Origin of the sequence: Paenibacillus oceani (genome assembly GCF_014705615.1) — a bacterium.
In the GTDB taxonomy this organism is placed as follows: domain Bacteria; phylum Bacillota; class Bacilli; order Paenibacillales; family NBRC-103111; genus Paenibacillus_AB; species Paenibacillus_AB oceani.
In genome coordinates, this window is record NZ_JACXJA010000001.1 from 1 (window position 1) to 20,154 (window position 20,154).

Sequence of the window (20,154 nt, forward strand, 5' to 3'; positions counted from 1 at the left end):
TACTGACTTGTGTCGATAACTCGACTTGTTTTGATCTCTTGCGAGATCATCACTTGCACGCTCGTTGTTCAGTTTTCAAGGAGCAAATCGTTTGTCATCTTTTGTCGCTTTCGTTTTGCGGCGACCTCTTTAATATATCACAACCGCCTAGTACTTTGCAAGAAGTTTTTTTAAAACTTTATTGCCTTCGAGGTTGTCTAATCTTCCCTCGAAGAGGCGGAATTACAATATACCACGTATAGCCGCCTTAAGCAAGCAAAAAGAAAAAGCTTCTAAATCGAAGCTGCTTGCAGGATGTGAGACCCCATATAAGATTCAGTTATATCGTGCAGCTAATGCCGTTCCGCTTACCCGACCTTTAACGCTTCACTGCTCTAAATAACTTCCGCTCAGAACTTTGCATAAAAGCTTCTGCCGATCTAGCGGCGCCTCTGCTCCGTCCAGGTTTCCCGGGTTGCCGATTTCTTTTCTTAGACGTATCGATTAATACGATCGCGAAGCTCATCTTCACGCGGTATCCCGCTAGTTCTTAGAATAATACGAACTTCAACCCGACGAGCATAAGCAGCCCCGGGACACCCAGCATTAGCACCGTCGCGACCGTCGGCATATTGACCGGAATTCGAAAATCATAATACGAGCCGGCCAGGTTGACGAAGTACAGCAAAAAAGCAGCGACTACAATATGCAGCACGGCATAACCGATCCACTGGCGAGAATGTTTGCGGCGCATAAGGACAACAACCAAAAGAATCGATGAAATAAGCAGTACTCCGAGCCAGATCGTTCGCATGGTTACCCCTCCGCCACTCTGCTCATGCCGACATGAAGCGCATGGATATTCAATTTTTTGGCGTTTTTGAGCAGCATCTCATACCGTTTCTCCGCCGCTTCCAGCGCGTATATCGCGTAGTCAATCTGGTCTTGCTCGACCATATAATCCAGCCTTTGCTGAGCATACTGCCACTCCACCACCGCAACACGGATCTCTTCGAGCAAAATCTGCTTGTCCTTCAACAACGGATCTTCCTGCTTCTTTCTCCACTTCCAAGGAAAACGCCACAACATGTCCACCCCACCCCCATCGGTATCGAAGCTCTCGGCTTAGTAATACCTATGAAAGTAGAGGCTTTTCCAGAACGGAAATGTCGGGCGTACCGCAATTAAGAATACCCTTCGGGGAAAATCATCTTAATGTTTCTTGACGTGCAAACCCACGCGCATGCTCGCAGGAAAGGAGTGGGCACATTTGCATAAGTCGCTGGTTGATGAGGTTTTAAGTAAAACAACTCGACTCCAAATGAAGCTAGTTCCCCTCATTTTATAAGCAGAATATGTTCGCCTTGGCCAAACGCATGCACGCGGGCCAACTAACAAAATAAGAGCCTTTGGAATCTTCTATTTTCGACCTATTCGCAAAACTAAAACGAATAGAAGCGGTTTGCACCTCTTATCTCAACCAATTAGTGGGGGGTGTATCCTTTCCGCTGATTTTAGCAGCTTCAAACCACTCTTATTCCGTGTTCAAGCTGGTTTTCGGGCAAAATAAAGGTTACAAACCGCTCCTATTCGGCTCATCCTCCCCCCAGAAGAAGCAGGGCAGAAGAAAGGTGGCTTCTCTAACTTGGTTCCGGATGGCATTAGTTCCCTTAACGCTTTAGCGAGCGAACTTAATCATTCGCTCTCGTCAAATCGAGTAGGCCCATGCACAATTGCATGGGCCTCTCACAGATCCGGACGTGCGGGTCATCGCATCCGGCTCCTCCAAGATTATCCCCTTTGGGGGGTGATGTTGTAAAGCTCAAGAAGACTGCATAGACCCATTTCCTCAAACCACTTGTTTGGCATCGCGAACTGAGCATAGGTTGAATGTGAACTCCTCCATGCCCTCATACGTAGACCAGGCATATCACTGTTATCCCAACCTCGGCGCCTCATTTCACGGTGGAGCTTCCTTACCTTACTTCCAGCTGCGAAGTTGGACGGAGCGCAGACGCCTGCGAATCCAACCGTCTAATTCCCGAAAGCGTTTCTTTAAGGAGCTGAACCCATACCTAAGGGGATGGGGAAACTACTTGGGTCAAAGCTTGCAGCGACGACTTTGCGCCGCTTCACTTCCCCTTGCGGCCTTTCAGGTAAGCTTTTTCGCTACTATCCCTACGTCTGACTGCTCACCATCCATAGTCCTGTCTTATCCTTCACGGCTTTGATCAGGGTTTACCACCTTGCGATGGAAACGATGAACTCTCCTTGGGTCACGTCATTCGACTTTCACCCGAATCCAGTCCTCCTAACTTACGGGGTCTGTAGCGGTATTGGACATTCCCACTTTTCGCAAGGTTATCCGACTCCGTCAGCCATCATGGTTCGCCGCCTGTTCCGGGCTTTGCCTTCGCTACCTCCGCACCCATCCTCACGGACTGAGCACTATGCGTCAGCCACTACTTCCGCCGCCACGCGGTGTAGAGGAGACTTTCACTCCTTAGTCGAAGCGCTGCCAAGCGCACAAAAAGCCGCACGGAACGTATGCCACGTTCCGCACAGCTTATTCGCATTAACTCAGTTCCCTGCGTCCTTCGAGCGCCTTGGACAGCGTCACTTCATCGGCATATTCCAAATCCCCGCCTACCGGAAGCCCGTGAGCGATCCGTGTAACTTTGAGGCCGAAAGGTTTGACGAGCCGCGATAAATACATCGCCGTCGACTCCCCCTCGATATTCGGATTCGTCGCCAAAATTAGCTCCTGCACCTGTTCGTCTCCAAGCCGCCGCAGCAACTCCGCAATCCGAATCTCGTCAGGCCCGATTCCTTCCATAGGCGATATCGCCCCATGCAGCACATGATAGTAGCCGTTATATTCCTTGGTCCGCTCCATCGCCACAAGATCTTTGGCTTCCTGAACGACGCAGATGACGGAACCGTCCCGCTTCTTGTCCTGACAGATGCGGCACGGATCGACATCGGTAATGTTGCAGCATACGGAGCAGTAGTGCAAGTTCCGCTTGACGCTAACGAGCGATTTGGCGAAATCGAGCACATCCTCCTCCTTCATGCGCAGCACGTGAAAAGCCAGTCTGCCGGCCGTCTTCGGACCCACTCCCGGCAACCTCGAAAAGGCGTCTATTAATTTGGCGATCGGTTCCGGGTAGTACAAAACGAACGGCTCCTTTACGTTTCAATTAGAACAAGCCCGGCATCTTCATGCCGCCGGTCAGACGTCCCATATCCTGCTCCGCCATCTGCTCCGCCTTGGTAAGCGCGTCGTTGACGGCCGTCAAAATAAGGTCCTGGAGCATATCCACATCTTCAGGATCTACAGCCTCCGGCTTGATCACGATATTCGTTAGCTTGCGATGTCCCGTTGCGGTTACAGTCACAACCCCGCCGCCTGCGCTGCCTTCAACCGTTTTGGTGCCGAGCTCTTCTTGCGCCTTTACCATTTGCTCCTGCATCTTCTTCACTTGTTTCATCATCTGTTGCATATTGTTCATAGCGAGTTCATCCTCCCGGATTATTCTTTGATTACGACCAGATCTTGGCCGAACAACTTGATAGCTTCGTCTACGACGTCGTCGCCGGGCTGACCTGCCGCCTCTTGCGACTCCATGCGCATCACTTCAGGCTGCTCCGCCGTATCGGCTTGCGCAGCCTTCCAATCCTTAAGCATCGCCGTAACGAGCCGAAGCGGGGAGCCCAGCAATTCGGAGATCACCTGTTCGATCAGCTCTTTGTGAGCCGGTCTCTCTGTCGTCTCCCGGTGCATCGCGCTCTTGAAAGCTAGCAGCAGCGTATCTTCGCTCGCCGCTACCGGCTCCCCGTCCACCAGCCAGGCGTGGACCATAATTTTGCGCTCTTTTACCTGCTGCAGCACCTGTCCCCACTTGCTCAGCACCTGCTTATGCGTCGGCGACTCGGCATGCGGCAAGTAGGGGTCCAGCTTGATGCCCGCCTTCATTGCAACTGAGGAAGAAGTGGATCTGGGCGGGGCTGCGGATCGCTGGGACGATTCTTTGCCAGCCGGCGCCACCCCGCTTTTCAGAAGCTGATCCAATTTCTGCTCCAGCTGCGTGATTTTCCGGTTAAGCGCCGCGACTTCCGGATCTCCGCTTTTCTCGGCGGCCCCTTGCTGGGGTTCGACCGGGACGCTGCCCGCCGGCGAAGAACTGCACAGCTTAAGCACCGCCACCTCGAAGATCGTCTGCGGCTGGGCCGAATATTTCATCTCGGTCTGATAATGATTCAGCACGTCGATGATGTGGAACAGATGGTCGCTCGAGAACGATCCGATCATCGCACGGAACGCCCCCGGATCGGTAATCCGGTCGGTCCACTCCTCTGCGTTCGGCACCAGCCTCAGCATTAAGGCGTCCCGGAAATAATCGATCAGATTCTCCATACATTTCTCGGCGCTTTTGCCTTCCTGCATCAGAAGCTCGATGCATTCCAACGCCGCACCCGCATCCCGTCCCGCAACCGCCTCGGCCAGCCGGCCGAACTGCTCCAGTCCGATTCCTCCGGTGATGGCCAGCACTTCCTGAAGCGTGACGTCGTTGCCGGTATATGCGATAATCTGATCGAGCAGACTAAGCGCATCCCGCATCCCGCCGTCCGACAAGCGCGCTACGTATTGGAGAGCCTCGTTCTCCGCATTCACGTTCTCCTGGCTGCAAATATAGGTGAGGCGCGACACTTGCTCGTCCAACGGCACCCGGCGGAAATCGAACCGCTGACACCGCGAGATGATCGTGGCCGGGAGCTTGTGCGGCTCTGTCGTCGCAAGGATAAACATGACATGGGCAGGCGGTTCCTCCAGCGTCTTGAGAAGCGCATTAAACGCTTCCGTCGTGAGCATGTGCACCTCGTCGATAATGTACACTTTGTGCCTCACTTCGGTCGGGGCGTACTTCACCTTCTCCCGGATGTCGCGAATTTCCTCCACGCCCCGGTTGGAGGCGGCGTCGATCTCGACGACGTCCATCACGGCGCCTTCGGTAATGCGCCTGCAGGCAGAGCATTCGTTGCACGGCTCCTCCGCAGGACCCCTCTCGCAGTTTACAGCTTTGGCTAATATTTTGGCGGCTGTCGTCTTTCCGGTCCCCCGGGGACCGTTGAACAGGTAGGCGTGGGTGAGCCGTCCGTCCCGCAGCGAATTTTGCAGCGTTTGTGTAATATGCTTTTGTCCGACGATATCCCGGAAGGCTTGCGGCCTCCAAGTCCGGTATAATGCAATGTGCGCCATTGGCGTTTCTCCCCGAAAAGTTCGTTAGATCCTTCTCTAACCCATGAGGTTCATGTACTCCATTATACACTAAACCTCTTCCTTTTGACCAACCGCACGGGGTTAGCTCGGGGAAAACGGTACGATGACCGTAAATGTCGTGCCGAAGCCTTTGGAGGAAACGCGAATGCTGCCTCCTATATCGTGGATGATCCGCTGGCAGACGGAGAGCCCGAGGCCGGTGCCGCTGTCTTTGGTCGTAAAGAACGGATCGAATATTTTATCGATTAAATAAGCCGGTATGCCGGCACCCGAATCTTGAACTTCCACATGCACCTTTCTGGCCCGGGCGTCTATCTTCTCAATGATCGTTAATGTCCCCCCTTGCGTCATAGCTTCTATCCCGTTCTTGCATAAATTGATAAACACCTGCTTGAGCAGCTCCCGGTCGGCGATAATTTTCGGAATCTGGTAAACCGACTGATACTGGATCGTTACATTGTGCAGAACAGCCTGGTTGTTAATAATCGGCAATATGTCCCGCAGCACCGAGGAAATATCAATCTTGTCAAAGGTCACGTTTTTCGGTTTGCTCAGCAGCAAAAACTCGTTGACCAGCTCGTTAATCCGGTCAATCTCAGCCAGCATCAAATCCGTGTAGCCTTCCTCCCTCTCCATCCCGCTTTGATGGAACGTCCGGTTCAGCACCTGCAAGAAGCCCTTAATGGACGTTAGAGGGTTGCGAATCTCGTGGGCCGTTCCGGCGGCAATCTGTCCGATCATGGCGAGACGGTCGCTTCGCTGCACTTGCTGCTCCAAAGAACGGAGGTTGGTTACATCTTTGAAAATCACATAAGCTCCCACCACTTGGCCAAGCGGATCGCGAATGAGATTGGAGTCCATCAGCAGCTCGTAACGCTGCCGGTCGTTCGTCCAGGAGACCGCGTGGCTTCTGACCAACACACCGTCCAACAGTGTGCGCTGAACAAGACGATGCTCCTTCGGCACGGACCGGAACACCTCCTCCATCGGAAAACCTAGCGACGACTGCCGGTCGATTCCAAGAATATGGCAGGCCATGTCGCTAATATCGACCAGACGGAACTCCTGATCGACCACGAGAACTCCCAAATTGACATCCCGGACAAATGTACCCGAAAATTGCTGAAGCAAGCTCAGCTCCCCCGGCGCCAAACCGGACAATAAAAGAGCATACAGATGCCGTGCGCCCGACTCCGCACGCCCGAACCAGCAGCGGGTCGCCACCTGTTTTCCCTGTCCGGCCCTCAACTTGATCTCGATCGTGCCGTCCTCGTCCATGCTGTTCTCGCACCGCTCGCATATCGCTTCCAGACACGATTCCTCAGGCACCAGCATAAATATGGAGCCGCCTACGCCGCATCTCCCGCCGAACAGATGAGAAAAGGCGCGATTACACTCTACTATTGTGCCATCTGCATCCATAATGGCAGCCGGGACCGCATCGAGACTGCGAATAAACGTTTGCGTAGACGGCATCGTGATCCGGAATTTTTCCATGCAATACCACCTTCTATTTATAATACCGGGCTAACGTCCGGCCCGGCCCCCTTCTTATAACAATTCTACTCGGATCTGTTTTTTCCTTCCAAGCGATTCCAGTTCCAAACCAAAAAACGCCGAATCAGCGTCTCGCGACGTCTGAATCGGCGTTATTTCTCGGCAATCGTCATATTTAGTTACCGTGCACCTGCCGTTGATCTTGCGATCCGAGCGGAACCTTTACCGGTTAGCTCGAGTCAGGCACTCCTCCGGCACATGAACCATCTTGCTTACGGCTGCTTCCTTCCGGACCTGACCGGGTTCACAAGCGTCCATTGCGGAGGACCCGACCGTCAACACTTCGTGTAAAAGTCAGACCTCACATCGACAAGACCGAAAACAGGAATTCGACCCCGCTGTAGCGGATTGCGGGTACAGGGCACCGCTACCTCCCCATCTAGCACGGTAAACCTAGTATAGCGGATTGGCCGACTTAACGCAACCTTCATCATTTGGCATCTTATGAAGCGGCTCCCGGCTACTCGCTGCGGGTCGTGACTTTAAAATTGTATCGGGGCACCGCATGCTGCAACGCTTGCGCCGCTTCGCTGCGGATTCGCTCGTTCTCCTGCTCGGACAACCCCTTGGCGGTAATGACCCTTATGCTGGCATTCGCCCCGTTCATGACGATCCGGACATTCCGGACGCCCGCGATCGGCGTAACCGCATCGCGCATCATTCTGGTATCGACCTCATACGTATGGTAAGTCGGAGTCAAGGGCAAGCTCGGATTCGTGTTCGTCATGCCCAAGTAACCGTCGTTCTGGTACGACTTCGTCCTCGAGGTGCCGTCACCGCCCCCACATCCGGCAGTCAGCAGCATCGGAAGCAGCACGGCTGCAGTCAGCAAGCCTGGTCTGATCTTCATAAAGAAACAACCTCCCTTGGTTCTAGGATGACCAAGAGAGGTTGTTGTATACACGAGGAATCGTACGCCATACGTGTAAAATTAAATGCCGTATTTTTTCTTAAATTTATCAACACGTCCGCCGGCGTCGATAAACTTCTGCTTACCGGTAAAGTGCGGGTGGCATGCGGAGCAAATCTCCACGCGGAGGTTTTGCTTAATGGAACCCGTCTCAAACGAATTACCGCAAGCGCAAGTTGCCGTCGTTACATAATATTTCGGTTGAATTTCTGTTTTCATGAGCCTTTCACCTCTCTCCGCCCTGAGTCTCATTTGGACCCAGAGTTATATGGACACATGAGCGCATTATAACATGTTTTTTCCGATAAATGCAACACGTTTTGTACACCCCCATCATTTGGCTGGTGCCCGCGGCGGAATGTGCGTGTACGAGCCGATGACGACATCCGGAAGCTCCGCTTCGAATATCTCGATCATTTGCTTCATTCCGTAAGTGTTGCCGCGTTTTTGCGGTATAAGCTGCAAATAACCTTCCGGATCGATATTGAGGTTGCGCAGCTGGATCAGCCTCAATCCGGTCCGCTTGGCGAAGCCCAGCATCGCTTCGATCTCCTCTTCCCTGTCGGTTACTCCGGGGAATACGAGGTAATTGATCGATGTATACACACCCTTGGAGGTGGCGTAGGTGAGCGATTTCTCCACATTGGCCAGCGTATAGCCGCGAGGTTTGTAGTATGCATTATAATGGTCATCCAGCGCGCTGATCGTACTGACCCGCATCAGATCAAGACCCGCATCGACAATCGCCCGGATATGATCGCTTAAGCCCGCGTTCGTATTAATGTTGATATATCCGTTACGGGTCTGCTCGCGCACGCGGCGGATCGCCTCGATAATCAGCTTGGCCTGCGTCGAGGGCTCGCCCTCGCACCCTTGTCCGAAGCTGATGATCGCATCCGGAGTTTGCAATTGCTCCAGCATGACCTGAACGATCTCATCCACCGTCGGTCTGAAGTTCATCCGGGTCTGAGGCGCCGGAAATCCGCTGTCATCCGGCTGCTCCGAGATACAGCCGTAACATCCGGCGTTGCAGGAATACGACACCGGCACTGCCCCTTCCAGCCGGGACAAAAACGTGTTGGAGGCGGTTAAGCATTCGTACTCCAAGGCGCACTTGGACAAATGCTGGTACAGCCGGTTGTCCGGGTAAGCCCCGGTTAACCGGTTGACTCCAAGCTCCAGTTCCTTCGTATCGCAGTTGCGCGGATTCCACGGTTCGGGATCGTCGCTTTGCCGGGCAGCGACATAAAAAGCGCCGTCCTTCCAGGCAACCGCCGTATACCCGAATAACGGAAGCAATTGCGACTTGTCCTTCTTGGCATAGCCAGGAAGCAATAGACGCGTAAATCCTTGAGGAAGCAGCGCTCCGACCGCTTGATAGGGGCCTTCCATCGCCTGCATCGACCCGGCCTGCTCGTTCCAGCCAATCGCACGCGTTGCCGGCAGACTGACCAAGGTTGCCCCTTCCGGCAGCGGAATCAGCTCGTCTTCCCATATTTCCGTAATCATGTCACCGCTGCGGCCGAGTGCTGTCCACTCCGGATGATCGAATACGTTACCCGCTTCGTCCGCATATACCAAATACATGAGGCTTCCCTCTTTTTCATTTCAAGTATGCCGAGGCGGCTATTAAGAGGCGGAATTTTTGACCCGCTTGCCGTCCGGTTTGGCTTCCAGTGTTTCATAAAATTCACGATTCGTTTTCGTATCGCCGAGCTTTTTAAGAAACGCATCGACAAAATCGTGGGAATCGTTCATATTTTTGCGGATCGCCCAAATTTTCTCGAGCTCCTCTTTGGTTAGCAACATCTCTTCGCGGCGCGTACCCGAACGGCGAATGTCGATCGCCGGGAAGATACGACGCTCTGCAAGCTTGCGGTCCAGATGCAGCTCCAGATTGCCCGTTCCTTTGAACTCTTCGTAGATGACGTCATCCATTCTCGAACCGGTCTCCACGAGCGCCGTCGCCAAAATGGTCAAGCTGCCGCCTTCCTCGATATTCCGCGCAGAACCGAAAAACCGTTTCGGGCGATGAAACGCCGCAGGATCGATACCGCCGGACAACGTTCTTCCCGAAGGCGGTATGACGAGATTATACGCTCTCGCCAGCCGGGTAATGCTGTCAAGCAGAATGACGACGTCCTTTTTGTGCTCTACCAAACGTTTAGCACGTTCCAGAACGAGTTCGGCTACTTTGATATGATTTTCCGGTAGCTCGTCGAAGGTCGAAGCAACCACTTCCGCCTTGACGGAGCGCTGCATGTCCGTCACTTCCTCCGGCCGCTCGTCGATCAGCAGCACGAAAAGCTCCACATCCGGATAGTTCAGCGAGATGCTGTTGGCGATCTCCTTGAGCAGCAGCGTCTTACCCGCTTTCGGAGGCGCGACGATCAGTCCCCGCTGTCCCATGCCGACCGGGCTTAGCATATCCATAATACGGGTGGACACTTTCTCGGGAGTCGTTTCCAGAACGAATTTCTGCTGAGGGTACAGGGGCGTAAGGGCAGGAAAGTGAAGGCGTTCGGCAGCCGTCTCGGGCTTCTCTCCATTAACCGCTTCTACCTGCAGCAACCCGAAATAGCGCTCATTTTCTTTAGGCGGTCTGCATTTTCCCGATACGCGGTCGCCGGATCGCAAATCAAACTTGCGGATTTGAGACTGGGAGATATAAATATCTTCCGAGCTAGGCAAGTAGTTAATCGGACGCAAAAAGCCATAGCCCTCGGACAACACGTCGAGGATACCTTCCATAAACATCAATCCGCCCTTTTCGGCTTGGGCGCGTAAAATTGCAAAAATCAGTTCTTTTTTCTTCATTTGGCCGTATGAGGCTATTTGGTGCTCTTTCGCCAACTTGTACAAGTCGGTCAGTTTCAGCTGCTCCAGCTGTGCCAGATGCATATCCATCTCATTATCCACCACACTATTCGTTATTCAAACCGGCCAAAGCCATATAAACCTATCATTTCCGAATTTCTTTTAATCTATTCTTGCAACAGTCTCTACTCCCGCGTCTTCTTCCCAAATCTCCGCCCCGAGGCTGCGCAGGTTGGGCACCAAATTCTCATAGCCCCGGTATATATACTCGATACCGGAAATCTCGGTGACTCCAGACGGCACCGTTAATGCGGCGGTAAACAGCGCGGCTCCGGCACGCAAATCCGTAGCCCTAACCTTCGCAGCCGACAATATGCCACCTTCGATAATCGCTGAACGCCCTTCCACCTTAATCTTGGCGCCCATGCGAATCAGTTCGGGAACGTGCTTGAACCGGTTGTTGTACACATAATCGGTCAATATGCTGACGCCTTTGGCTTGGGTGAGGAGACTGGTCATCGGGGACTGGAGATCGGTGGCGAAACCGGGGTACACAAGCGCCTTGACGTCTACACTCTCGTATTCCGGCTGGCCTACGACGCGTATCGATTCGTCCATCTCGTAAATGTGGACACCCATCTCTTGCAGCTTGGCGGTTAACGCTTCCATATGCTTCGGAATGACATTGTCGATCACGACATCTCCGCGGGTAGCCGCCGCCGCGATCATATAAGAACCTGCCTGTATGCGGTCGGGAATGATGGAATGCCTGCAGCCGTGCAGCGAATCGGCTCCTTCAATCCGGATCGTTTCGGTACCGGCTCCTTTAATCTTCGCTCCCATGGCATTCAATAAGGTAGCTACATCTATAATTTCTGGCTCTTTGGCCGCATTTTCGATCAAAGTGGTTCCTTTGGCGCGAGAAGCCGCCAACATGATGTTGATCGTCGCTCCTACACTGACTACATCCAAGTAAATTTTAGCTCCGCGAAGCTGCTTCGCCCGGATATGTATGCTTCCGAACTCATTGCGCACTTCCGCTCCAAGCGCCTCAAACCCTTTGATATGCTGGTCGATCGGTCGAGGCTCGAAATTACATCCGCCGGGAAGCCCAATCGTTGCTTCTCCGAACCGGCCAAGCAAAGCACCCATCAAATAATAAGAAGCCCGAAGCTTCTTCACATTGCCATTAGGCATCGGCACCGATCGGATCGATCCCGGATCAATAATCATCTGGTCACCGCTGCGTACGACGCTCGCTCCGAGCTCGCCCAGCAAATCGGTATAAATATCGACATCGCTGATGAGCGGGAGATTATCGAGCACAACCTTCGTTTCCGCCAGGATCGCCGCGGGAATCAACGCGATCGCGCTGTTCTTCGCTCCGCTGATCGTTACCGTTCCACGCAGGGAGCGGCCTCCCGCGATCAAAAGTTTCCCCGTCATTCCGGCAAATTCCTCCCTATTAGGCAGACTCTCGGAGTCTTCCTCTACCATTGCCGTCTGCCGGACGGGCAGACTCCGGTATTGTACTTGTTGCACGCAAGCAGAAAGAAAAAGGAACCCCGGCGGGAAACCGTTCCCGCCGGTACAATCCTGTTATCGCTTCGCTAGACGTTTTATGTGTATGCTGGTACTTGTCGTTTTATGGATATTAAGCTTGGTTGCTGCTGCCGAACAGGCGGATTTTCGATTTCACGACTTCAACCATCGCTTTACGGGCAGGCGTCAAATATTTGCGGGGATCGTATACGTTGGCGTCCTTGGCAAGTACTTCGCGGATCGCTTCGGTGCAAGCCACTTGGTTTTCGGTGTTTACGTTGATTTTGCCTACGCCGGCTGCGATCGACAGACGAATCGCTTCGTCCGGAACGCCGGAACCGCCGTGCAGCACGATCGGCACGGGAACAGCCTTCGCCACTTGTTCGATAATGTCATAATGGATTTTCGGCTCGCCTTTGTACATGCCGTGTGCGGTGCCTACGGCAATCGCCAGGCAGTCGACACCGGTCTCTTCATAGAAACGGATCGCTTCCTCAGGCTTGGCCAAGCTCGCATGCTCTTCGTCGAGGCTGATGTCGTCTTCGACGCCGCCGATCGTTCCGAGCTCGCCTTCGACGGATACGCCCATCGCATGAGCGGCTTTTACGACTTCTTTGGTCAGGCGGATATTCTCTTCAAGCGTGTAATGGGAGCCGTCGAACATAACCGAGCTGAAGCCGGCGCGGATACATTTCATAGCGACTTCGAAGCTGCTTCCGTGGTCGAGGTGAAGAGCAATCGGCAAGCCGGATTTTTTGGCGGCTGCTTCCGCAATCGCTACCGTGTACTCCATGCCCATATATTTCAGTGCGCCTTCGCTCACACCAAAGATGAAAGGAGACTTCTCCTCCATCGCAGCTTCCATAATCGCTTGAGCAAACTCCAGATTGTTCATGTTGAATTGTCCGACTGCAAATTTATTCGCTTTTGCTTTCGGCAAAAACTCGTTCATTGAAACAAGCGGCATTTTCGTTCCTCCTAAACGTTCTTCTGAATTGGTTCCGAATGCAATACTGGACTATTATATCATACTCGTCCCTCAAATGGTAACGCCCGTCGGCGAATTGTCGGCCTGTCCCGCCCTTCGTACTCCGACGTTACATATATATGGAAGGATTTGATCTGCTCGGGCGCGATCGCCCTCCTTCCGCCGGCCGTCCGGACAAAAAAAATAGGATCCGGATTAGGATCCTATCGCCAGCCTCGGCGGGTCCGAGCGCAGTTGCTTGTTGACGGCGTGCCTCAAATCGTCAATATCGAAAGGCTTCGTAAAGTGCATAAGAGCTCCCAGGTCGGTCGCTTCCTTGATCATATCCAGCTCGCCGTACGCCGTCATCATAATGACCTTGATGCTTACGTCAATCTGCTTGATATGCTTCAAAATATCCAAGCCGTCCATACCCGGGATTTTCATATCGAGCAAAACCAGATCGGGAGATTCTTTGCGGACGATTTCGAGCGCCAATTTGCCGTTGGAAGCCTGAAACGTATTGTACCCTTCGTTGCTGAACACTTCCATCAGCAAAACCCGGATGCCGTTTTGGTCGTCGACAATCAATACCTTCTTCTTATCCAATCATCAAACCTCCTCACAACTGTGTATGAGCAGGTTTACCTCCCGCTCACACCCTCCGCTTGTTCGACGGGTACGGAAAACGCCCTATGGCGTGCCGATCCGTCTCATTACTAATTACTCATTCGCTGCGGTTCTTCGGATTCCTGCTGGATTCCAAAGAAAGTTGTCAGGTTTTACAAAAAAAGTTATTGTTTCAGTCCGTTTGGACCGCCAGCTCCATCGAAGCTCTCACAAAATGTTTGAACAGCGGCTGCGGACGGTTCGGTCTGGACGTAAACTCCGGATGGAATTGCACCGCCAAAAACCACGGATGATCCGGCAGCTCCACGACCTCCACCAGTCGTCCGTCCGGGGAAGTGCCCGATATTTTCAAGCCGGCCGACTCCAGCAACTCGCGATATTCGTTGTTGAACTCATACCGGTGCCGATGACGCTCATATACGAGCTCGTCTTCGTAGCATCGCATAGCCAGCGAGCCTTCGGCGATTTTGCAAGGGTACAGCCCAAGCCGCATCGTGCCCCCCAGATCCTCGATATCTTTCTGTTCCGGCAGAAGATCGATGACCGGATACGGCGTAGTCGGATGAATCTCCGAGCTGTTCGCCCCTTCCAGGTTGGCGACGGACCGTGCGTATTCGACGACAGCAACCTGCATGCCGAGGCAGATGCCGAAAAACGGAACGCGATTTTCGCGAGCATACCGGATCGCCGATATTTTGCCTTCGATCCCCCGGTCTCCAAACCCACCCGGTACGAGAATGCCGTGAACGCCGCTAAGCAGCTCGGCCACATTATGATCGTAAATTTCCTCAGCGTTGACCCAGCGAATTTTAACGTCGGTGTCGCAGTCGATGCCGGCATGACCCAAAGCTTCGACAATGCTCAAATAAGCGTCGTGAAGCGCTACGTATTTGCCTACGATAGCGATCTCCGTCCGGTTGCGAAGCGATTTGACTTTAGCTACGAGCCGCTCCCACTCGGTCATGTCAGGAGGATTGCGGAACGCGTCGAGCTTCAGATGCTTAACGACGATATCGTCAAGCCCTTGCTCCCGCAAAATCATCGGCACTTCGTACAGCGTGTCCGCATCCTGGCACTCGATCACCGCATCCGAATCGATGTCGCAGAACAAAGCCAGCTTCCGCTTCATCTCTTCGGCGAGCGGATACTCCGTCCGGCATACGATGACCTGCGGCTGAATACCGATGCTGCGCAGTTCCTTGACGCTGTGCTGGGTCGGCTTCGTTTTCACTTCTCCTGCAGCCTTCAGGTAAGGAATCAGCGTAACGTGAATGTACATGACGTTCTCGCGGCCGATGTCACTCTTGATTTGACGGATCGCCTCCAGGAACGGCAAGCTTTCGATATCCCCGACCGTACCGCCGATTTCCGTGATGACGATATCCGATTGCGTCTCCCGTCCCGCACGGAATACGCGATCCTTGATTTCGTTCGTAATATGAGGGATAACCTGAACGGTTCCGCCCAAATATTCGCCGCGGCGCTCTTTCGTAATGACCGATGAATAGATTTTTCCTGTCGTTACGTTGCTCGTCTTGGACAAATTAATATCGATAAACCGCTCATAGTGGCCGAGGTCCAGATCGGTCTCCGCACCGTCGTCGGTTACGAAAACTTCACCGTGCTGGTACGGGCTCATCGTTCCCGGATCGACGTTGATATACGGATCGAACTTCTGAATGGTTACCTTCAGCCCCCGGTTTTTGAGCAATCTTCCCAAGGACGCAGCGGTAATGCCTTTACCGAGCGAAGAAACGACGCCGCCTGTTACGAAAATATACTTGGTCACGTTTGTAAACCTCCGTTCAAGTCTGAAAACAAGTCCGCCCGGCTTGTCGGGCAAAAAAAATAAAAGTGACTCCCGCGAACGGGGCACTTTGTCGGATTCGTTGCCGAATTGTAAATCTACAGCCCAAAACATAGTTTACCCGGTCGCCGGGTGACTGTCAAGGGAACTTGGCGGGCGGACGGCGATCGCAAGTCCGCCCTTTCCAGCCCCTTATTTCTTGTCGTCATCGTCTTCTTCGTCGTCTTCAGCCTCTGCGGCCTCTTCGTCTTCTTCGAAGTCGTCTTCTTCCTCGGCTTCCTCGTCAATCTCTTCGATTTCGCCTTCTACTTCTTCAATCTCAGCGTCGTCGATCGTTTCCTCGTCCTGGTAGAAGTCTTCTTCCTCTTCCCCGCTGAACTCGTCTTCGCCTTCATACGACTCGTACTCTTCTTCGGCTTCCTCCTCCTCGGTGAAGTAGTCGTCGTCATCGTCGTCGTTAATAATGCGCGGATGTTTGGAGGTATTGACGCCGTCCTCGGATTTCTCGACCGGATACCAGCGCTTCAGTCCCCACAGGTTCGTGCCGACGCATGCAAACCTTCCGTCTATATTAATCTCCGTATATAACTGCGCAATCACTTGCATCACTTCTTCATCGGTCAAACCTTTGATTTTTGCGATTTCCTGCATCAGGTCCCGATAATAGTACGGGTTCTTGGATGCTTTCAACACTTCAAATGCGAGATCGACCATCGGCATCTCTTTGGCTTGTTCCGCATTGATCTTCAGCGTATATTGGCTGCTCATGGCCAGCACTTCCCTTCCAACATGGTCTGATGACAACCGATTCGTATACTTGCTCGCCCTGCCGGCCGCAAGCGACGTTCACTTCTCTAAAATGCCCATTATCTTCATTAAGTAAAACCTATTTTATACAAAAATGCAACTACCGGCGCATCCGGCAAGAAGAAGGATTCGTATCCGGCAAACAGCCGGCAAAATCCACCCGCAAAAAAAACGGAAGCCGAACTCGTCGACTTCCGCTGAGACTGTATCCGCATGGACGATGAACGACCGTTCACCACCTTGCATACGACAAGAGAGCCCTACGCGCCCTCTATTCATACTATGAGCCCGCCGATCCGTTGACACAACCGTCTGCCTAACTTTCGCGAAAAAAGGCGCTCATCTCATGCGGGCATATGGTACAGGTTCATATGATAATCGCGTAAACGACTTCAGCTGCAGGGGAGGGAATTCACTTGAGCGAATCGGCGCTGCTGCATATGCTGCACGAAGCGATCGGATCGTCCCGGGTAGCGGAGAAACGCCATATCATCCACTTCAAAACGAGATCGGCCTACACCCGGTTTATGGCCGCTTTCGAAGAAGCCGGCGAGCTGTTCCCCGTAAAATCGGTGATCCGTCCGATGAAAATCATTCATGCGATTTGCTGTACGATGAAATCCGGTTTCCCTCCGCTCCAACACCCGAGCATCCGGCTTATTGAAGAGGATATCCCGATTCGCGTCCACGCCGCCCGCATCCGGCACCCGCAGCAGCCGGTGCTGCTCCGCCAGGCCGGCAACTCCATTCCATGGGGCGTCAAGCAGATCAAGGCGCCGGAAGCCTGGAAGGAAACGCGCGGCAGCCGAATCCGGATCGGCGTCGTCGATACCGGCATCGATTATTCCCATCCCGACTTGCGGGGCCGCATCTCGCGGGGGATCAACCTGCTGAACCGCTCCTTGCTGCCGACCGACGACAACGGCCACGGCACGCATATATCGGGGACGATCGCCGCATCCAACCGCTCATCGGGAATACTCGGCGTCGCTCCTCTCGCGATGATCCATCCGGTCAAAGCGTTCGATAACAACGGAACCGCCTACGTCTCCGACATCGTGATGGGCATCGACTGGTGCGTTCATAACCGGATGCATATCATCAACATGAGCTTCGGTATGAAAAACCGCAGCAAATCGCTGCACGACGCCGTGCGCAACGCCCATAAGCTGGGTATCGTCATCGTCGCCTCCTCCGGCAACGAAGGCAAGCAGTCCTCCATCGATTATCCCGCCCGATTCTCTCAGGTCATCTCCGTAGGAGCTACGGCGCCTAACCGAAAGATTGCCTCGTTCAGCAATAAAGGACGATCGATAGACATCTACGCACCCGGCGATAAAATCAAATCGACCTGGCTGCAGCATAAATATATGGAGCTGAGCGGCACGTCCATGGCTACCTCGCACATTTCCGGCGTCATCGCGCTTATGCTGACGATCCGGCCGGAGCTAACCCCCGGGGACATCAAGTCGCTGCTGCAAAAAACGTCGAATCCGGTAACCGGGCTTAAATCCCGATCCGGCATCCGGGCTGGCGAGGTCGATGCCATGCGGGCGCTCCGGCATCTGGGAACTTAACAGGCGGGGGCAGACGCACCCCGCCTGTTCTCCGCGTCCCGCTTACATCGAGGCGGGCGCCGAAACGCCGACCATCGAGAGCACGTTGCGGATGACGACGCGAAGGGCAGCCAGCAACGCGAGCCGGGCTTGCGTCAGATCGGCATTCTCGGTGATGACCCGCTCCGCCTTGTAGTAGCTATGGAATTCGGAAGACAGCTCGTACACGTACCGGATCAGCCGATGCGGCGCATATTGGGCTGCGGCTTCGGCAATCTCGGCGGGCAGTTCTCCCATCTTGCGCAGCAGATCGAACTCCGCTTCCGACTGCAGGACCGACCAGTCGATCGTATCGAGAGGCTGCAGGGCGACGCCCTGCTCCTCCGCCTGCCGGAAGATGCTGCAGATCCGGGCGTGTGCGTATTGGACGTAAAACACCGGATTCTCGTTCGATTTGGAGATCGCAAGATCCATATCGAAATCGAGGTGGGAATCGTTGCTGCGCATCGTAAAGAAGTAACGGATCGCGTCGACGCCGACCTCGTCCATCAGGTCCTGCATCGTGACCGCCTTGCCGGTCCGCTTGGACATTTTGACCTTCTCGCCGTTCTGGTACAAGCTGACCATCTGGGCGATCAATACCGTCAGCTTTGTCGGATCGTAGCCGAGCGCGGCCATAGCCGCCTTCACGCGGGGGATGTATCCGTGATGGTCGGCTCCCCATATATTGATCATCTCGTCGTAGCCGCGGTCGTACTTCGTGCGATGATACGCGATATCCGGCGTAAGGTACGTGTAGCTTCCATCATTTTTCACTAGCACCCGGTCTTTGTCATCGCCGAGCGGGGTCGTTCGAAGCCAGGTGGCGCCTTCCTCTTCGAAGATGTGGCCACCGGTCCGAAGCTGCTCCAGCACCGGCCCGATTTTCCCGTCCGTGTACAACGACGTTTCGCTATACCATTCGTCGAAGGAAACGCGGAATCTGGCCAGGTCGCGTTTGATTTTGTCGAGCTCTTTGCCAAGCCCGTACGACTTGAAATAAGCAAGCCGCTCCGCTTTGGACAGCTCCAGCAGCTTGTCGCCCTCCTGCTCCTTCAGCTCCTGGGCAAACCCTTTGATATCTTCGCCGTAGTAGCCGTCCTCCGGCATGTCCGCTTCCCGCCCAAGCGCCTGCAAATAACGCGCCTCGATCGACTTGGCCAGGTTGTCCACCTGGTTGCCCGCGTCGTTGATGTAATACTCCCGGCTGACCTGGTAGCCCGCGAAATTCAGCACGTTGCACAGGGCGTCCCCGATCGCGGCTCCCCTGGCATGACCGAGATGAAGGCTTCCGGTCGGATTGGCGCTGACGAACTCAACCTGCACCTTTTGGCCCCCGCCCGTATTCACGCGTCCGTAATCGGCGTCCGCCGCCAGCACTTCCGGAATCACTTCATACAAGTAGCTTTTATCCATGAAGAAATTAATAAAACCCGGACCCGCAATCTCGACCTTGGCGATGTACGCCTTCTTTGTATCGAGACAGGCGATCAGCCGCTCGGCGATTTGCCGCGGATTTTGCTTCGCCACCCGGCTCAGCTGCATCGCGATATTGGTTGACAAATCCCCGTGCGCCTTCTCCTTCGGCACTTCCAGCCCGATGGCCGGAAGCTCAGCCGGCCCGGCAATTCCCGCCTCCGCTGCCGCCAGCGTAATCGTTTCCTTCAATAAACGTTCGATCCGTTCGATAGTGCTCATTCCGCTTGTTCCTCCTCAATGACTACCCTCAGCCGGATTCGCCCGGCATGTACGCCGTTCGCGTACAAATCGTAGCTCCAGGACAAGGTGCCCAATCCTCGGTCGAGCTTACGCTCGATACCGTGCGTGAAGCATTCCATCTCCATCCGGCCCTGTGGCAGCTCGTAGTAGCCTGCGGTTCGGGTACCGGAAATAAACGTCAGGTCGGACTGAACGTCCCCGTGACGAAAAACCTTGACCTGCTTGTCGTCCCACTTGACCGTCGCCGTCGTCTTCCCTGATTCCGAGTCCGGCTCCCTATAGCGCAAGTAGTACGATTCCTGCTTATGATAAAGCTCGCCAGCCGTTTCCTGGACATGGCTTTGCCCCGCTTGTCTGCTTTCGATGCGGATCCGGACCGTCCGTTTCATGTTTCCGTTCGCTCCCGCCTATGTATTCCAATAGAGGCTGTCGATTCATTGAAAACTCGCCAGAAATCTTTTCCCTTTCCACTTGGTTGTCCACATGGAATCGACAGCCTCCCAATTGTTCCTTAACCGTTCTTAGTGTATATGACGGCCGCCG

18 protein-coding genes, 1 other RNA gene and 1 pseudogene are annotated in these 20,154 nt (G+C 53.9%); 1 reads left to right on the forward strand and 19 read right to left on the reverse strand.

The window, feature by feature from the left end:
• Window positions 1-529 precede the first annotated feature (529 nt).
• The 17 genes and pseudogenes from IDH45_RS00005 to rpoE all read right to left on the reverse strand — a co-directional run bounded on the left by IDH45_RS00005 (window position 530) and on the right by rpoE (window position 16,258).
• Entirely contained in the window at window positions 530-793 is a 264-nt protein-coding gene (locus tag IDH45_RS00005) for a pro-sigmaK processing inhibitor BofA family protein (protein ID WP_190923485.1), read from the reverse strand.
• A gap of 2 nt (window positions 794-795) precedes the next feature.
• The gene (locus tag IDH45_RS00010; protein WP_190923487.1) at window positions 796-1,068 is read right to left on the reverse strand and encodes a DUF2508 family protein; all 273 of its coding nucleotides are present in this window, start codon (window positions 1,066-1,068) and stop codon (window positions 796-798) included.
• 892 nt (window positions 1,069-1,960) lie between these two features.
• Window positions 1,961-2,011: pseudogene (locus tag IDH45_RS35165) on the reverse strand (hypothetical protein); the annotation flags it as partial.
• 543 nt (window positions 2,012-2,554) lie between these two features.
• Window positions 2,555-3,154 carry a recombination mediator RecR gene (gene recR / locus IDH45_RS00015; RefSeq protein WP_190923489.1) on the reverse strand — a complete coding sequence of 200 codons (600 nt, stop codon included), beginning with the start codon at window positions 3,152-3,154 and terminating at the stop codon, window positions 2,555-2,557.
• A gap of 25 nt (window positions 3,155-3,179) precedes the next feature.
• Window positions 3,180-3,491: a YbaB/EbfC family nucleoid-associated protein gene (locus IDH45_RS00020; RefSeq protein ID WP_190923491.1), complete on the reverse strand. Its 312-nt coding sequence runs from the start codon at window positions 3,489-3,491 to the stop codon at window positions 3,180-3,182.
• Between the two features lie 20 nt (window positions 3,492-3,511).
• Window positions 3,512-5,239, reverse strand: coding sequence for a DNA polymerase III subunit gamma/tau (gene dnaX, locus IDH45_RS00025; protein WP_190923493.1), 1,728 nt, complete (start codon window positions 5,237-5,239; stop codon window positions 3,512-3,514).
• Window positions 5,240-5,341: 102 nt separating this feature from the next.
• The gene (locus IDH45_RS00030; protein ID WP_190923495.1) at window positions 5,342-6,757 is read right to left on the reverse strand and encodes an ATP-binding protein; all 1,416 of its coding nucleotides are present in this window, start codon (window positions 6,755-6,757) and stop codon (window positions 5,342-5,344) included.
• Window positions 6,758-6,939: 182 nt separating this feature from the next.
• Window positions 6,940-7,205: signal recognition particle sRNA large type (ffs, locus tag IDH45_RS00035), an RNA gene on the reverse strand.
• 72 nt (window positions 7,206-7,277) lie between these two features.
• Window positions 7,278-7,667, reverse strand: a complete 390-nt coding sequence (locus IDH45_RS00040) for a hypothetical protein (protein WP_190923497.1) — start codon at window positions 7,665-7,667, stop codon at window positions 7,278-7,280.
• A gap of 81 nt (window positions 7,668-7,748) precedes the next feature.
• Window positions 7,749-7,946 carry a 50S ribosomal protein L31 gene (gene rpmE, locus IDH45_RS00045; protein WP_190923499.1) on the reverse strand — a complete coding sequence of 66 codons (198 nt, stop codon included), beginning with the start codon at window positions 7,944-7,946 and terminating at the stop codon, window positions 7,749-7,751.
• Window positions 7,947-8,060: 114 nt separating this feature from the next.
• A complete protein-coding gene (locus IDH45_RS00050) occupies window positions 8,061-9,314 on the reverse strand; it encodes a radical SAM protein (RefSeq protein ID WP_190923501.1) in 1,254 nt (417 codons plus the stop codon).
• Window positions 9,315-9,356: 42 nt separating this feature from the next.
• A complete protein-coding gene (rho, locus tag IDH45_RS00055) occupies window positions 9,357-10,634 on the reverse strand; it encodes a transcription termination factor Rho (protein WP_190923503.1) in 1,278 nt (425 codons plus the stop codon).
• A 72-nt stretch (window positions 10,635-10,706) separates the two neighbouring features.
• On the reverse strand, window positions 10,707-11,990 hold the full coding sequence (locus IDH45_RS00060) for a UDP-N-acetylglucosamine 1-carboxyvinyltransferase (protein ID WP_190923505.1): 1,284 nt from the start codon (window positions 11,988-11,990) through the stop codon (window positions 10,707-10,709).
• Between the two features lie 208 nt (window positions 11,991-12,198).
• Window positions 12,199-13,053 carry a class II fructose-1,6-bisphosphate aldolase gene (gene fba, locus IDH45_RS00065; protein ID WP_190923506.1) on the reverse strand — a complete coding sequence of 285 codons (855 nt, stop codon included), beginning with the start codon at window positions 13,051-13,053 and terminating at the stop codon, window positions 12,199-12,201.
• A 216-nt stretch (window positions 13,054-13,269) separates the two neighbouring features.
• Window positions 13,270-13,662, reverse strand: coding sequence for a response regulator (locus tag IDH45_RS00070; protein ID WP_190923508.1), 393 nt, complete (start codon window positions 13,660-13,662; stop codon window positions 13,270-13,272).
• Between the two features lie 193 nt (window positions 13,663-13,855).
• Entirely contained in the window at window positions 13,856-15,472 is a 1,617-nt protein-coding gene (locus tag IDH45_RS00075) for a CTP synthase (RefSeq protein ID WP_190923510.1), read from the reverse strand.
• 210 nt (window positions 15,473-15,682) lie between these two features.
• Entirely contained in the window at window positions 15,683-16,258 is a 576-nt protein-coding gene (gene rpoE, locus IDH45_RS00080) for a DNA-directed RNA polymerase subunit delta (protein WP_190923512.1), read from the reverse strand.
• A gap of 455 nt (window positions 16,259-16,713) precedes the next feature.
• Between rpoE and IDH45_RS00085 the strand changes: the two genes are divergently transcribed.
• Complete coding sequence (locus IDH45_RS00085; protein ID WP_223836261.1) at window positions 16,714-17,874, forward strand: S8 family peptidase; 1,161 nt, start codon at window positions 16,714-16,716, stop codon at window positions 17,872-17,874.
• A 42-nt stretch (window positions 17,875-17,916) separates the two neighbouring features.
• Here the strand turns inward: IDH45_RS00085 and argS are convergent, their stop codons facing one another.
• Both argS and IDH45_RS00095 read right to left on the reverse strand, forming a co-directional pair.
• Window positions 17,917-19,590 carry an arginine--tRNA ligase gene (gene argS, locus IDH45_RS00090; RefSeq protein WP_190923514.1) on the reverse strand — a complete coding sequence of 558 codons (1,674 nt, stop codon included), beginning with the start codon at window positions 19,588-19,590 and terminating at the stop codon, window positions 17,917-17,919.
• A complete protein-coding gene (locus IDH45_RS00095; protein ID WP_190923516.1) occupies window positions 19,587-20,000 on the reverse strand; it encodes a DUF1934 domain-containing protein in 414 nt (137 codons plus the stop codon). The genes argS and IDH45_RS00095 overlap by 4 nt, the downstream gene beginning before the upstream one ends.
• Window positions 20,001-20,154 lie beyond the last annotated feature (154 nt).

Bases quoted from the DNA above. Each gene is read 5' to 3' on its own strand.
- IDH45_RS00010 (WP_190923487.1), bottom strand. From the start codon at position 1,068: ATGTTGTGGCGTTTTCCTTGGAAGTGGAGAAAGAAGCAGGAAGATCCG.
- IDH45_RS00020 (WP_190923491.1), bottom strand. From the start codon at position 3,491: ATGAACAATATGCAACAGATGATGAAACAAGTGAAGAAGATGCAGGAG.
- argS (WP_190923514.1), bottom strand. From the start codon at position 19,590: ATGAGCACTATCGAACGGATCGAACGTTTATTGAAGGAAACGATTACG.
- IDH45_RS00095 (WP_190923516.1), bottom strand. From the start codon at position 20,000: ATGAAACGGACGGTCCGGATCCGCATCGAAAGCAGACAAGCGGGGCAA.
- IDH45_RS00030 (WP_190923495.1), bottom strand. From the start codon at position 6,757: ATGGAAAAATTCCGGATCACGATGCCGTCTACGCAAACGTTTATTCGC.
- IDH45_RS00040 (WP_190923497.1), bottom strand. From the start codon at position 7,667: ATGAAGATCAGACCAGGCTTGCTGACTGCAGCCGTGCTGCTTCCGATG.
- rpmE (WP_190923499.1), bottom strand. From the start codon at position 7,946: ATGAAAACAGAAATTCAACCGAAATATTATGTAACGACGGCAACTTGC.
- IDH45_RS00060 (WP_190923505.1), bottom strand. From the start codon at position 11,990: ATGACGGGGAAACTTTTGATCGCGGGAGGCCGCTCCCTGCGTGGAACG.
- IDH45_RS00050 (WP_190923501.1), bottom strand. From the start codon at position 9,314: ATGTATTTGGTATATGCGGACGAAGCGGGTAACGTATTCGATCATCCG.
- IDH45_RS00005 (WP_190923485.1), bottom strand. From the start codon at position 793: ATGCGAACGATCTGGCTCGGAGTACTGCTTATTTCATCGATTCTTTTG.
- dnaX (WP_190923493.1), bottom strand. From the start codon at position 5,239: ATGGCGCACATTGCATTATACCGGACTTGGAGGCCGCAAGCCTTCCGG.
- fba (WP_190923506.1), bottom strand. From the start codon at position 13,053: ATGCCGCTTGTTTCAATGAACGAGTTTTTGCCGAAAGCAAAAGCGAAT.
- rho (WP_190923503.1), bottom strand. From the start codon at position 10,634: ATGGATATGCATCTGGCACAGCTGGAGCAGCTGAAACTGACCGACTTG.
- rpoE (WP_190923512.1), bottom strand. From the start codon at position 16,258: ATGAGCAGCCAATATACGCTGAAGATCAATGCGGAACAAGCCAAAGAG.